Here is a 14,436-nt window from a genome sequence, read left to right as displayed (position 1 = left end):
TACTGGTTAAATGAAATATTATTGCGTCTTTAAGTCTTCAATAGAATCAATGGGTACGTAGGATGGAACTACGAGTCCGGACATAACGCCGGTCATGCTGGTTCCAATGTCGTCCACCTTATCCTTGTATTTTGCCCAGTAATCAGCATGCGTCAGTGGAAGCCAGGCAGCAGCGGTAGCATCCACACTCCCGCCTGCAACGCCTGTCCACATGGGGCCGATTTCTACCTGAAGGGCAGTCACTTTGTAGCCCAATTTTTGCTCCAATACATACTTCAATACATTCGTACTGGCAATTTCAGAATCCCATGCAGCATAGCTAAGCTTCAAAGGATCGCCATTGACAGGCTGCAAGCCCTTTATCCATTGTTGCACCTTCTCAGGATGCTTGTCAGCCCAGCTCTTGGCAGCTTGTTGTGGATCAGTACCGTCTTGAATGGCGATCATCACTTCACCCATATCTTCGGCAGTCCACTTGAAGCGGCTTAGAAATTCATAAGCAACAGGAGCATCCTGTTTCAAGCCTTTGCGGGCAAGTGTATGGATTTCTTCCTTATCACCATAAGCCTTCTTAGGGTCCTTCAAGTATTTTAAATCATACTTATTGAACATCCAGTGAGGAGTCCAGCCTGTTACAACGATGGGCTGCTTGGCCTTGATCGCTTTATCCAGTGTAGCTGTCATAGCAGCCCCGGAGCTTTCAAGCAGCTTCCAGTCAGACAAGTCGTATTCCTTCATAGCTTTGGCAGTCAGCTTCATGAGACCGGCACCGGGGTCGGTACCGACAATACGGTATCCGACCTCCTTGCCAAAGTCTCCATTAGCGGCGGAAGCCGGAGCGGCTCCGTTGCCTTGCAGATCCGTAATGGATTTGACATTCATATAAGCTGGAACGACCAATCCCGTTTTGACACCCGTCATATTAGCTCCCAGATCATCAAGCTTATCCTTGTATTTAGCCCAGTAATCCGCATGTGTCAGTGGCAGCCATGCCGCCGGAGAAGCATCCACATCACCACTGGCGACACCCGTCCACATTGGACCTGCTTCAACTTGCAACGCGGTTACTTTGTAGCCCAATTTGTTTTCCAAAATATATTTCAGCAAATTCGTGCTGGCAATTTCAGAATCCCAAGCCACATAACTCAGCTTGAAGGTGTCACCATTGACAGGTTGCAGTCCTTGGGTCCATTCCTGCACCTTATCGGCATGCTTTTCAGCCCAATCCTTGGCAGCTTGCTCAGGGCTGGTTCTGCCTTGAATAGCAACCATCATTTCACCCATGTCTTCCGGTGTCCATTTGAACCGTTTTAGAAACTCGTAAGCAATAGGAGCATCCTGTTGCAGTCCTTTACGGGCAATCGTATGAATACCCTCGGCCTCACCATAAGATTTTTTAGGGTCTTCCAAATATTTGAGATCATACTTGTTGAACATCCAGTGCGGCGTCCAACCTGTAATAATGATCGGTTTTTTCGCTTTTATGGCTTTGTCCAGTGTTGCAGTCATCGCTGCACCGGAACCTTCTACCAGCTTCCAGTCGGACAAATTGTAGTCTTTTAACGCCTTGGCAGTTGATTTCATAATACCTGCCCCGGCATCAATTCCGATAATTTTGTAGCCGACTTCTTCGCCAACCGGGTTGGCAGCAGCGTTTCCTTTGCCAGATGCAGAATGATTCGATCCAACAAAATATTGCGATGCGCCAGCGATCAGAATGACAGCCGTAACCGCAGAGGTAATCCATACCTTTTGTTTGGTAGATACGCGGCTTTTGCCTCTTTTCGCTGGTTTGAACAGGTTCTGCGTGAAACGGTCAAGCACAATAGCCAGAACAACGACAGCCAATCCGGCCTCAAAACCTTTACCAATTTGGAGCTGTGTCACGGCACGGTATACAACGGCACCAATACCTTCCGCACCGATCATAGAAGCAATAACAACCATAGATAGTGACAACATAATCGTCTGGTTAATACCAGCCATCAAGGTTGGCATAGCCAGCGGCAGTTGTACTTTGAACAGCTTTTGCGCCGAGGTTGAACCGAATGCGTCGGAGGCTTCGACCAATTCACCCGACACTTGCATAATCCCCAAATTCGTCATGCGAATGGTTGGAGGGATCGCGAAGATAACAGATGCGATTACGCCCGGTACAACACCAAGGCTGAAAAAGGTAACCGCAGGCAGCAAGTACACGAACGCAGGCATCGTCTGCATGAAATCAAGCAAAGGCGTAATAATGCGTGACGCCGTTTTGCTATATGCACACCAGATCCCGATTGGAATCCCGATGACAATGGATACGAGTGCGGACGTGATGACCAGTCCGAGCGTATTCATCGTTTCGCTCCAATAGCCCAGGTTGTCAATCAGCAGGAAGCCGATGACGGTAAACAGCGTAAGCTGAACCCGACCGATCATAAATGCGATAATCCCGATGATCACGATGAACACCAGAGGGTGCGGAAGCATGAACAGGCCAGAGAAAAAGCCTACAACAGCTTCAATAACAGAAGAGATAACATTAAACAATCCAGCCAGATGAATACCCATCCAGTCTACAATGCTTTGAATCCACTCAGCGATTGGCAGTTTCGGAATCAAGGGCATTCACCTCCTTCGTGGTGGTTACATCTCCGCCAAGTGCGCCCAGCAAAGCTCCACGGACGATAACACCTAACAGCTTCTGTTTGTCATCGACCACAGCCAGAGGGACCTTGGACGAGCTTGTAATTTCGAACAAATCATTAATGACCGTTTCCGCAGCAACTTGCGGTCCGTCCGTCATGAGAATATCTTCAATCTTCAAATTATTGCGCAGTGCATGGACAGCATCTTCAGCATTGATAACGCCCAACAGCTTCTTGGTACGGTCAATGACGAACAGATTGGAAATCCCGCGTTCCCGCATCAATTCCAGAGCAACACGCGGACCGCGATCCATTGTGATCGTTTCTGGACGAAGCATGACATGAGCAGCCGTCAGTACCTTGGACAGATCCACGTCCTCGACGAAGCGGGCTACATAAGAGTTAGCCGGTTGGATCATAATTTCTTCCGGTGTACCGATCTGCACGACCGATCCGTCCCGCATCAATGCAATCCGGTCACCGATCCGCAGCGCTTCATCCAGGTCATGGGTAATAAACACAATCGTTTTCTTCATTTTATCTTGAAGCTCCAGCAGCTCATCCTGCATGTCACGGCGAATGAGGGGGTCCAGTGCGCTGAATGCTTCATCCATCAAAAGCACTTCAGGGTCATTAGCCAGCGCCCGTGCCAGACCGACCCGCTGCTGCATACCGCCACTCAGTTCATCGGGCATTTTATCGCCCCAGTTTTTAAGACCGACCAGTTCCAGCGCTTGCTGTGCCTTTTCCTGGCGCTTCGTTTTTTCTACCTTTTGAATTTCAAGGCCGTATTCTACATTTTCCAATACAGTTCGATGTGGGAACAGGGCGAATTTTTGAAAAACCATACTGATGGTTTTACGGCGAACTTCGCGGAGTTGTTCTTTGTTCATCTTGCGGAGATCCTTGCCGTGTACCAGAATTTCACCGGAGGTAGGTTCAATCAAGCGATTTAGCATTCGTACTAAAGTGGACTTGCCACTGCCCGAAAGGCCCATAATAACGAAAATTTCACCTTGCTTAATTTCCATGTTGGCCTTGTTGACACCAACGGTAATTTGTTTTTCTTTGGCCAGCCTTTCCTTGCCCCAGCCTTGCTCCAGGAGCGGAACACCTTGCTCTGCGTGAGGACCAAAGAGTTTGCTGACATTTTTGACTTCCAAAATCGTCATACATACACCTCTTCTTTCTATACTTTGCTTGGTATTAACCCCGTGTTACATTAAGGAATGAGTATAAAAATCAACATTTTGAACATCCTGAACGGTTAATGACAAAATTAATTGTAACAGAAGCATTGCTTACTTTTCAAATAAAAAACTGTTCGTAAAGTACGTACAGAAAAAACTGTACAAAGTTTCCTGCCATATGCTCCTTTGTTCTTTAGAATGCTCAAACATCCGGAACTTTACAACCGATAGCTCTTTTTTTAAAATAGACAATGAAATATAACCATAAGCAAAAGATTTATGTATATCCATAATTTTAAAAGTTTACTATCATTAGCAATTTTGCGAATTGTGATTTTGAACGACCCATGCTGTTGTAATATAGACAGAAGCTTTGTTTTTGAAACATTTCATTTTTAATTGAAAGATTTCATGTGTTGCGTCAAAGCCAATCGATTACGGGTAAAAGTCGTTCATACGATCTTAGGCAAAATGCTCTAAAATTAGGAGGTTGCAAGCATGAGCTTGTACCAGTTAGGTGATGAGCAGCAGGCTTCGCTGCAAAAAATTCGCAAACGTGTCATAGAAGCTATAGGTAAAAATATGGACTTGTATGGGATCACCCTGTCTGCGGGGCATTTGTACGGTTTGCTTTTTTTTGCGGATAAACCGATGACGCTGGACGAAATGGGCCGTGAAATGGAAATGAGCAAAACGAGCATGAGTACCGGTGTCCGAACACTGCTGGATTTGAAAATGGTCAACAAGGTGTGGAGCAAAGGCTCACGCAAGGATTTGTATGAAGTCGAATATGACTGGCATCAAACGTTCACAGACTTCTTTGCAATTAAATGGAGAAAAGCGGTTGAAACGAATTTGCTGGTGCTGCGCAAGGCCATTGAGGAGCTGGACAGATTGCTGGAGCGGGATGGGGAATATGAGGAATTTAAGGCTGTTCTCCAGCAGGATCGTTTGAAAATGAAGCAGGCTGTGGCCTATTACAAGTGGCTGGACCGACTAATTGATTCGATGGAAAGCGAAGAATTATACAAGCTGATCCCGAAGGAAGAGGTTCGTGATTAATCGCTTATCCTCTTTTGTTTCCATAAAAATGCCGGAGCGTAGAAAGCGTTCCCGGCATTTTTTTGTGTTTGGTTTTGTTAATTTTGGATTAGCTTTGTTCGATTTTTGGTTTGGGCCTGCGCAAAGGGTATAATAGAAATATGAAATGATTGATATAACGCTGTGTTGAATATTTAATACTGAACATACAGGTTAAAGGAGGCTTCATATATGGAAAGTATTACAGTACATACCCGCCTGGGTCAGCTTCGTGGGGAAACGGTGAATGGATATCATGTATGGAAAGGCATTCCATATGCACAGCCTCCTGTGGGGGAACTGCGTTTTCACGCGCCTCAGCCTTTGAAGCCTTGGGAAGAGGTACGAGATGCAACGCGCTTTGGGCCGATCTGTCCGCAGCCTATGCCATCTGCTGAGAGTATGACCGGGAATCTGGTGGAACCGCCTGAGCAGTCGGAGGATTGCTTGTACCTGAACGTCTGGACGCCTGCTTCGGAGGCACCTGCAAAGGGACGACCCGTGATGGTGTGGATTCACGGCGGAGCCTTTGTAACCGGGTCGGGAATTATTCCATTATATGATGGGGCACGGATGGCGGAAAATGGCGATGTTGTCGTCGTTACGCTCAATTATCGACTCGGGCCGTTGGGCTTTTTGCACCTGACTCCACGGGGAGACGGACTGACCTCTAATGCGGGGCTGCTGGATCAGATTGCTGCTTTGGAATGGGTCAGGGACCATATCGCCGCATTTGGCGGTAACCCGAACGAGGTGACGGTGTTCGGTGAATCAGCGGGAGCTATGAGCATTGCTGCGTTATTGGCTATGCCGGCCGCAGAGGGCCTGTTCCAGCGTGCTATTTTACAGAGCGGAGCATCGCAGGTGCTGCCGACTTCACAGGCGGAGCAAGTCACGGCTGCATATCTCCAGCAGTTGGGGGTGGACACCCTGCATCCGGAACGATTGTTTACACTGCCGACGGAGGCGCTCATGCTTGCCATGGCCAAGACGCATGAAATGATCGGCCCGGGACTGGCAATGCTCTATCAACCTGTTGTGGACGGGGTGACCTTGCCTGACGTACCTTTATCTGCGATTGCCAAAGGATCAGCTAAGCAGGTATCCGTTCTGATCGGAACGAATTTGCATGAGGGTGCTTACTTTATTCGCAAGGAATCCCATCTGATGAACAAGTCGACGGCGAGTCAGGCATTGGAAATGATGACGGGTATGTCAGATGTTGGCGAGTTGACGGAGCCTTTTCCTGTTACGATTGAGGGACAAGCGCAGATGCTGACCGATCTGTTTTTCTGGCGGCCTGCGCTTGCTCTAGCGGTTGCACAAGCGGTTCATGCCCCGGTGTGGATGTACCGTTTTGACTGGACGCTGCCGGGGCATCCTGTATTCGGACAAGCAGTTCACGGCGCGGAAATTGCGTTTATTTTTGATAATCTGGAGCTGCTAGGCAAGCTCGGATTGGACGTTCATCCCTCTATGCGGACACTGGCTCACGGTATGCAGCAGGCATGGGTTGCTTTTGCACGTGACGGAAAGCCTGTACTGCCAGAAAGGGAGTGGCCGGTATACGACAGGGAAACACGGGCCACGACCATTTTTCATCAGGATATCTCAGTTCAGCATGACCCGGAAGGGGAAAGACGCCGCCAGTTGACCGGACAGATGAGTATTTGATCCAAGTATTGAGATATCGTCTAATGCCCTAACATCACAAAAGCCTTTGCCCGTATTGTGTATACGGACGAAGGCTTTTTTAGATTGAACAGATGTAGATGTATCGCAGGAATTAAATCTTGAATCGCTTCACCAGCTCTTGCAAATCCTGCGCCATGTTGGACAGCTCCTGAGAGGAAGAAGCGATTTCTTCCATCGCCGCCATTTGCTCCTGAACGGCTGCGGAGGTCGTCTGTGAGCTATCCGCCGAATTGCGGGACAGGCTTGCCAGATGGGTAACAGTAGCCGAAACTTCCTCTGTGCTAGCCGAAATTTGTTCAGCGGCTGCGGATACGCTTTGAATCTGTTCCACAATATGAGATGTGGAGCGCTCAATATTTGTGAAGGCACCTTCTGCATCTTGGCTAATACGCAGTCCCTCGCCCACCTGGTTACGAACATTACCGTTCATCGTAGCCGTGGAACGCTGGATCAGATCCAGCATCTGTGTAATGATTTGGCTGATGGAATCCGCGCTTTCCTTGGATTGCTCCGATAGCTTGCGAACCTCGATGGCTACTACGGCGAATCCACGCCCGGCTTCGCCTGCTCTGGAGGCTTCGATTGACGCGTTCAGCGACAGCAGGTTGGTCTGCTTGGCAATGGCAGCAATTGCGCTATTCATCTGCTTCGCATCGTCAGAGAGCTGTGACAGCTCGTCCATCAGGCTGGCTGTTTGGGTCACAGCTTCCAGAATGCGGTCCATCTGTGTGCGAACGCTGCCGATCATTTGGCTGCCTTTGGCTACGTCTTGCTCAGTCTGTCCTGCTGAATCTACGATGGAGCTTGCCGATTCTGCAATGGTGCTGACACCCTTCGCCATTTCCTCGACGGCATTGGCTGTTTGTTCGGATGCCTCTGCACTGGTGGTCGCATTTTCTGCGGATTCCATAACCGTTTCCGCTACATGCTGTACGGATTCCGTCGTTTGCTCCGTGCTTTCCTTGATCATCAGGGAGGAGGACGCGAGTCGGGACGACGTTTGGTTGACCTCGGAAACCATCGTATGCAGTGCATGTGTCATCTGGTCAAAATTTTGCGCCAGCTCGCTGAATTCATCCTTGCCGGACAGATTGACCCGTGCGGTAAGGTTGCCGTCACGAACCTCGCGAGTTCCATTTTGCAGCTTGCCCAGTGGAATCAGGAACGAGCGAATCATCAGGATAATAACAACAGCAGCAGCCAGCACGGATATAGCGATAACGATCAGGCTTTGTTTCAAGATCGGTTGGGCTGCATCACTGTAATCCTCCAGATCGGACAGGGCAGTAATGTTCCATCCGGTGAGGGGATCTACGATTGAGAAAGCTTCCACGGTTCTATTCATAAACTGAATTTGTTTCATGGAAGGAGCTTCTTGAGATTGTCCTTGAGCTGTTTTTGGCAATTCAGGTAATCCGGTAATGGTGTCTGCCGGTTTCTTACCCGTGCTCTTGAACGCTGCTCCGGCCCCGGATACGAGCTTGTGCTCAGCATCCACAATAAACAGTCCACCACGCTGACCAATGCTGATGCCGTTCAAGCTCTCGCTCATCTTATCCAGACTCAAGTTTAGTGCTATGGCCCCCTGTCCCTCCGTCAGGGTTCTTGATATAGTGACTACCAAATTACCCGTGGAGGCACTCACCGCAGGAACTCCAACGATTACTTTACCGTCCTGTGCTGTAGCCAGCTTGTACCAAGTTTTTTGTCGGGGATCATAGTCTGTGGATTCTTTTTTCGGTGAACGGATGTATTCGCCCTTCGCATTACCCAGAATCACACCATCCAATTCAGGGTGAGCCTTGGTGATTAGATCCAGCCTGGCCTGAATAGTGTCAGCGTTTGTGATAAAAGAATCGGATTGAAATTCAGATGCAAATACATCCATATCCTTCATAATGGGGGATACATACTGATTAATATTGCCTTGGATCAAATTCAAGTTCGTATTGACCGAGCTGCCCATCTGTTGGCGAAGCTGGGTTTTGGCGCTTTGATACGAAAAGTACCCAATTAGAATACTTGGAATCAATAGAACTGCCAAAAAAGATACAATCAATTTTGTCCGCATTAAATAGAACTGTTTGAGAAACCTGCTCCACCATGGAACTGTTTGTTTTGCTTTAGTCATAGTTCTTGCTCCTCTGTGTCTTAATGATCACTACATTGTTTTATTCGACAAAAGCCAATGGATTTTATAGATGTAATCTTTGGGAAACGAGGAATAGTTGCTAGTTTTACACGCTTTTATTTAAAAATAGTTCTAAAGTAGCATATTAAATATTAATACTTATACATAAAAAGCCAAATCATGAGATGCAAAGCATCTTCTCGATTTGGCTTGGGGAAGTAAGTAACGGACATTGAACCTGTTAGTTTTTTTGCTGACGAGAAATCATAAAGAGCGTAATCCAGATGAGCATAAAGCCAGTCAATTGCGATACCGTAACGATCTGCTGGAATGCGATCCAGTTAATTACAACGCCGACCATCGGGAAGCTTAGTTCTGCCATTGTGGCATAAGACGCCTTGGTCGTACTGAGGCCCTTGTAATACAGTAACAGGCTGAGAAGACCGGGGAGCAGCGCCTGCAGCAACAGATTGATAATCACGGCTGCGCCCGCCCATGTGCCAGCAGGCATATTCCAGGGTGCATGCTCCACAGAGGTGAGAACGATCAGCAGAGGGAGAGCCACCATGAAGCGCAGGGAGGTCACCGTCTCATATTTCATCGAACGAAGCAAGTAGCTTCCCATCACTGTCGAACCGCCCCACAGGACCGCTGCTCCTAGTGCAAGCAGGCTGCCGACGTGGACGAAATCATTAACATGTCCAAAAGGGAGCGACCAGCCGAAGGTAAGAAGATACGTCCCGAACAGAGCCACGACAATTAATATTCCAAAATTACGCGGCAGCATTTCCTTCAATATAACGCGGGCCAGAATAATAGCGACCAACGGTTGAAGCTTTTGGAGCAGCAGCACAGCGTTAAGATCACCGTTGCTGAGTGCCATCGTGAAAATCACGCTAGCTAGAGCCGAGCCGCCCCACGAAACGAACAAAATAGCCAAAATCTGACGAAGCCGTACCGCTTTAAGCTCCTCGCGACGCTTCCACAGCACTGGTGCCAGGGCGATAAAGAGCAGCACATGCTCCATCAGCACAATTTGTGTAGAGGTAAATGATTTGAGCAAAATAATGCGAAACAGCGGGTCCGCGCCCCACAAGGCCGCTCCAATCGCGACTAGCCAAAAACCGCTTTTCATGTGGGAGCTACGATCAAAACCTTTGGATGTTAGTACAGTTGATGATTGACTCATACTCAATTAGCTCCTTGCGAATACAGGACCGGTGGCACAAAAACCCCCGTCCATGGCGATAAGCCATGCAAGACGGGGGTTGATCAAATAAACTTGCCGCTTTATGCAAGTTAAATGAAGCTGCTGCAAAACCAATAACACAGCATTCATCCACTTTGCGGCATGTTCATGCTTCGATCTTCTTCCATCCGGACTTTACCGTCGGCTTTGGCATCTCACCAAATCAGTCCGTATCCTGTTGCCAGATACAGAGTCGCGGGCTTAGCTCCATGAGCCATACCGCCGGTTGGGAATCACACCCTACCCCGAAGATCCTTATTCCGTTTTTTAATTTCTCCTATAGGATATACCTGTTTTAGAATGAAGTCCAGTGAAAAATATGTGTACATCGAACAAAGGTTTTCATTTATTTTTTGAAAGCGTTTTACAAAATTACATATTACGAGGTAATATCTTTGTACTCGATACGGCGGATGGCCGCATAAGCTACGAGCATTCCCAGCACGGCAAAGCCGATCTGTACAAGTGCAATGGAGCTAAGCGTAGCGCCGTTATTATTCGAGAAAAGCAGGGCTACGATCAGGATCGAGCTCACAATGGTGGTAGGTATCGAGTATTTTCGCATCCCCATGTATAGAGGAACCAGCCCCATAAAGCTTGCTGCAACCGCATTGATCAGTGTCCGCACTGATTGCTGTCCTAGTATAGTGAGGCTAAGCTTATCCGGTACAATAACGACGAGCTGATTTAATAGATGAAGGGCTGCCGTAATGATGATTTCCGATAAAATAATGGACAGGAACGTAAACAGCAATACGATCAAGAGTTTGGCGACCATCAGCTTTTTGCGGTCAATCGGGTACATAAACAAAATGTTAATCGACTTGGACTTAAATTCGCTCACAATAAAGCGGCACAGCAGGACGGAGGCAAAAATAATAAATGTGGCTCTGACCATATAGTCCAGGAGGTCCAAAAGCTCAGCGTACCGTGTAAATTCGGGCACTCCTTTACTTTGGCTGTCCAGCGCAATAATGATGAACAGGCCAAAAATACACGCGTTGGCGATCAACGCCGAACGGATATATCCCGCCAAATGAAACTTTTTCAGCTCCAATTGCATCAGTTTAAGCATGGAGTTCACCTCCATGTAACAGCCGCACGAAGTAGTCTTCCAGCGTACTGTTTTTTTGGTGGATGGAATCCACCTCTACATCATTTAAAATGAGCGTTTTTGTAATTTGTTTCTGTGGTACACTTGTATCGTAAATGCGTATATTCTGATCATTCAGCACCCGGATATTCGTCAGATTCAGGTGATGGGAGAGGACATAGGCCGCTTTTTTGCAGTCATTGGTCGTAAATTCGATGTATTCCGTATTGGTTTCCCGCACCTGTTCCATCGACACTTCCTCAATCAGTCGACCGTGATTAATCACACCCACCGTATCAGCAATTTGCTCAATTTCCACTAAAATGTGGCTGGACACAAGGATCGTCATGCCATATTCCTTGCACAGCATGTGGAATAATTGGCGGATTTCCTTGATCCCCACCGGGTCCAATCCATTAATGGGTTCGTCCAGAATCAGCAGCTCCGGCTTGGTCGCAATCGCCCGGGCGATCCCGAGACGCTGCTTCATCCCCAGAGAGAAATCCTTTACCGGCTTGTCATCTGCGTTTCGCAGGTTCACCAGCTCCAGTGCATCCCGAACAGCCTGTTTGTTATAATAGCCCATGTATTCACAATGAAGTTCGAGATTTTGTCGGGCGGTCAGCCTGTCATAAAAAATCGGATATTCAATAATCGAGCCCATCCGGCCGAGCAGGTGGTACGACTTTGGCGTTAATTTTTCACCGAACAATTCAATCTCACCCGAGGTCGGCTTGAGCAGGTTCGTAATCATTTTCATAATCGTCGTCTTCCCCGCCCCATTAGGACCGAGAAAGCCATAAGTTTCCCCCTGGCGCACATTCATGCTGACCCCTGTTACAATTTCGTTGTTCTTCAGGGCTTTGGTCAGTTGATGCGTCCGTAATATGTAAGTCATGGGTGTTCTCCCTTCGTATACTGTTGATAATTCAAGGATAAAGGGCGAAATGTTCATTTTTCTTTCCCGATTCTTACAAATTTATTAAGTTCGATTAATAGTTGATTTTTTTCAATGTAAAAGAGAAGACCGTCCGCTCATAAGGTATGCTGCTCAAATGAATCTCTCCGTTCATCGTCTCAACCAGACGTTTGGCAATCGTAAGACCCAGCCCGCTGCCCTGTATCGCCTTATTGCGGGAATCCTCAAGCGTGTACATACGTTCAAAAACCTTGTCCTGCTCAGGCTCCTGTATGCCTTGCCCCCGATCCCATACCTCTATACGCACCGTGTCCTGCTGTTCCGTTAGAGTCAGTCCCAGTGTCCGACCATCGGCACCGTAGCGAATCGCATTCGAAATCAGATTGTTCAGCACCCGCCCAATCGCTCCTTCGTTCCCCAAGGCATGAATGGGGTGCTCCGGGATATCAATATGCACAGCAAACCCCTGTGCTGTCAGCAGATCATAAAACTGCAAAATGCTGCGTCTGCACAGCTCCCCCACCTCCAGCCGGGTCAACGGAATGTCCGTATCATTAGCCTCCAGCTTCGCCAAGCTAAAAAAGCTTCCGATCAGCTCAATCGCTTCGCTTGTCTTCTGATGAATCCTGGATAGCAGCTTTGCACGTTCTTCCGGCAAAATATGCGGATCGGCATCCAGCATCTCGGCATACCCGAGCACCACCGTCAGCGGGGTCTTGAGGTCGTGGGAAATGTTTGAAATCATTTTGCGCATGGCGATTTGGCTTCGGTTGTAATCCACAGACACTCTCAAATTCAAGTCCAGCAGACGGTTAATTTCCGTCATGAGCCTTTGCAGCTCGGTATCACCTGTGACATATAGCAGCTTTTCCGCATGATTAACGGTTACAATCCGTTCCAGTGCGTTTCGGATATCCTTTATTTTGCGCTTTTGGGCCACACGCTCCCGCCAGAGCCATACAATAACGATGGACAGGATGAGGACGACGATCCATTCAGAAAAGCTCTCGATGTTCATATCACCCGTTCTCCCATTTATAGCCGATGCCCCATAACGTCTTGATATGAACGGGGTGGGAGGGGTTTTCCTCGATTTTCTCACGCAAGCGGCGAATATGGACGTTAATCACATTTTCGTCACCCATATAATCCTCTTTCCAGATAAACCCGTATAATTGCGCTTTGGTAAATACACGGTTCGGATGGGTGACAAATAGCTTGAGAATATCAGATTCCTTAGCTGTTAACTGAATTTGGATTCCGTTGCGGGTGACCATAAAATGATCAAAATCAATGCGCAGATTTCCGTAGGTCAGGACCTGTGCTTTCGGCTGTTCCTCCTGCTGTTGCTGCCGCGCATAGATAGTGGATCTGCGGATAGCGGACTGAATGCGTGCCGTCATTTCTACCATCGAAAAAGGCTTGGCGATATAATCGTCTGCCCCGAAGCCCAGTCCAAGCGCTTTATCCACGTCGCTGTCCTTGGCTGACATAATCAGAATCGGCACAGCGCTGTGGGTACGGATTCGACGGATGACCTCCATACCATCCACCTTCGGCATCATCAAATCAACCAATACCAGATCGTAGGTATGACGTTCAAAGGCAAGCAGCCCTTCTTCCCCGTCATAGGCGGTGGTTAATTTGTAGCCTTCCTTGGTGAGCGCTTTGTGCAGCATTTCGGCAATGGAAGTATCGTCTTCGATGAGAAGTATGTGAGGGTTCATAGGTGTGTGTAGCACCTCCTAATTTTGGGGATAAATTCACAATCTTAATTGTTACATGAACTGATTATATAGCGGTTTGGAGAGGATTTCCAGATATATTTTAGGACATTAAAATCAACAATGAAATACAAGGAATTTTAAAATCAATTTAAGAAAACATAACGAAATAATAATAGAATATCTGAAAGAATAATTAGTTTGATGTTCCGAAATGGAAATTAATAGATGATTTAGGAAGGTATTGGAAATACATCAAATGTTATGGTTTGAGTCGAAACTTTATTAGATTCAACAAAGAATTACAAATTTAAATACACCAAGTGTTAATGTAAATGTATTTGACTAGCAAATACATTTACATTATACCTTCAAGAAATCCATCACAATACAGACTAAAGGTCTATTTTTGAGGACGGATTCCAATATTAAAAATAAAAAAACGTAGTCTTTGAAGTTGCTTAAAATTTGAGAAGGGTTGGGGCCAGGGAAGAACTTTTTTCCCAACCTCTAAATGGCATGATACAGGGAATTACTTAGAGCCACAAGGGATACAGCCGTTTTTGTTTACATTTGGAAAGAAGCGACCTACGGTTGGGAAAAAATTGCGAAACCCTTGTGGCTGTAGTAAAATATGTACATTGTTAAAATGGAAAAGCTTGATTTTACTAGCCTTTAACCACAACATGAGATGTATTTAAATTACAAAGATACCGTTTTAC

General features: G+C 47.2%; 10 protein-coding genes, 1 CRISPR repeat array and 1 riboswitch (1 of these 12 cut by a window edge). Of the genes, 2 read left to right on the top strand and 8 right to left on the bottom strand.

Annotated elements, in window-relative coordinates; all coding sequences use genetic code 11:
• Positions 1-18: 18 nt before the first annotated feature.
• Together ACWXW9_RS12350 and ACWXW9_RS12345 are read right to left on the bottom strand one after the other, a co-directional pair.
• Positions 19-2,607 carry a glycine betaine ABC transporter substrate-binding protein gene (locus ACWXW9_RS12350; protein WP_494929629.1) on the bottom strand — a complete coding sequence of 863 codons (2,589 nt, stop codon included), beginning with the start codon at positions 2,605-2,607 and terminating at the stop codon, positions 19-21.
• Complete coding sequence (locus ACWXW9_RS12345) at positions 2,582-3,805, bottom strand: quaternary amine ABC transporter ATP-binding protein (RefSeq protein WP_404519862.1); 1,224 nt, start codon at positions 3,803-3,805, stop codon at positions 2,582-2,584. Before ACWXW9_RS12345 ends, ACWXW9_RS12350 begins: the two co-directional genes overlap by 26 nt.
• Positions 3,806-4,321: 516 nt before the next feature.
• Here ACWXW9_RS12345 and ACWXW9_RS12340 point away from each other — a divergent pair.
• Both ACWXW9_RS12340 and ACWXW9_RS12335 read left to right on the top strand, forming a co-directional pair.
• The gene (locus ACWXW9_RS12340) at positions 4,322-4,885 is read left to right on the top strand and encodes a GbsR/MarR family transcriptional regulator (protein WP_494929628.1); all 564 of its coding nucleotides are present in this window, start codon (positions 4,322-4,324) and stop codon (positions 4,883-4,885) included.
• A 210-nt stretch (positions 4,886-5,095) separates the two neighbouring features.
• On the top strand, positions 5,096-6,577 hold the full coding sequence (locus ACWXW9_RS12335) for a carboxylesterase/lipase family protein (protein ID WP_494929627.1): 1,482 nt from the start codon (positions 5,096-5,098) through the stop codon (positions 6,575-6,577).
• Between the two features lie 112 nt (positions 6,578-6,689).
• Here the strand turns inward: ACWXW9_RS12335 and ACWXW9_RS12330 are convergent, their stop codons facing one another.
• The 6 genes from ACWXW9_RS12330 to ACWXW9_RS12305 all read right to left on the bottom strand — a co-directional run bounded on the left by ACWXW9_RS12330 (position 6,690) and on the right by ACWXW9_RS12305 (position 13,717).
• Positions 6,690-8,729: a methyl-accepting chemotaxis protein gene (locus tag ACWXW9_RS12330; RefSeq protein ID WP_494929626.1), complete on the bottom strand. Its 2,040-nt coding sequence runs from the start codon at positions 8,727-8,729 to the stop codon at positions 6,690-6,692.
• 241 nt (positions 8,730-8,970) lie between these two features.
• Entirely contained in the window at positions 8,971-9,918 is a 948-nt protein-coding gene (locus ACWXW9_RS12325; protein ID WP_494929625.1) for a DMT family transporter, read from the bottom strand.
• Between the two features lie 172 nt (positions 9,919-10,090).
• A riboswitch (FMN riboswitch) is annotated at positions 10,091-10,235 on the bottom strand.
• A gap of 122 nt (positions 10,236-10,357) precedes the next feature.
• Positions 10,358-11,053 (bottom strand): ABC transporter permease, encoded by a 696-nt coding sequence (locus ACWXW9_RS12320; protein ID WP_494929624.1) that lies wholly within the window; start codon positions 11,051-11,053, stop codon positions 10,358-10,360.
• A complete protein-coding gene (locus tag ACWXW9_RS12315) occupies positions 11,046-11,969 on the bottom strand; it encodes an ABC transporter ATP-binding protein (RefSeq protein WP_494929623.1) in 924 nt (307 codons plus the stop codon). The genes ACWXW9_RS12320 and ACWXW9_RS12315 overlap by 8 nt, the downstream gene beginning before the upstream one ends.
• Positions 11,970-12,063: 94 nt before the next feature.
• Positions 12,064-13,008, bottom strand: a complete 945-nt coding sequence (locus ACWXW9_RS12310; protein WP_494929622.1) for a sensor histidine kinase — start codon at positions 13,006-13,008, stop codon at positions 12,064-12,066.
• A 1-nt stretch (position 13,009) separates the two neighbouring features.
• Complete coding sequence (locus ACWXW9_RS12305) at positions 13,010-13,717, bottom strand: response regulator transcription factor (protein ID WP_494929621.1); 708 nt, start codon at positions 13,715-13,717, stop codon at positions 13,010-13,012.
• A gap of 670 nt (positions 13,718-14,387) precedes the next feature.
• Positions 14,388-14,436: a CRISPR direct-repeat array (repeat unit 30 nt); it runs 1,367 nt beyond the window's last position.

The sequence above is a fragment of the Paenibacillus sp. LT-B23 genome, assembly GCF_059417685.1.
This window is presented reverse-complemented; position numbering and strand designations above follow the sequence as displayed.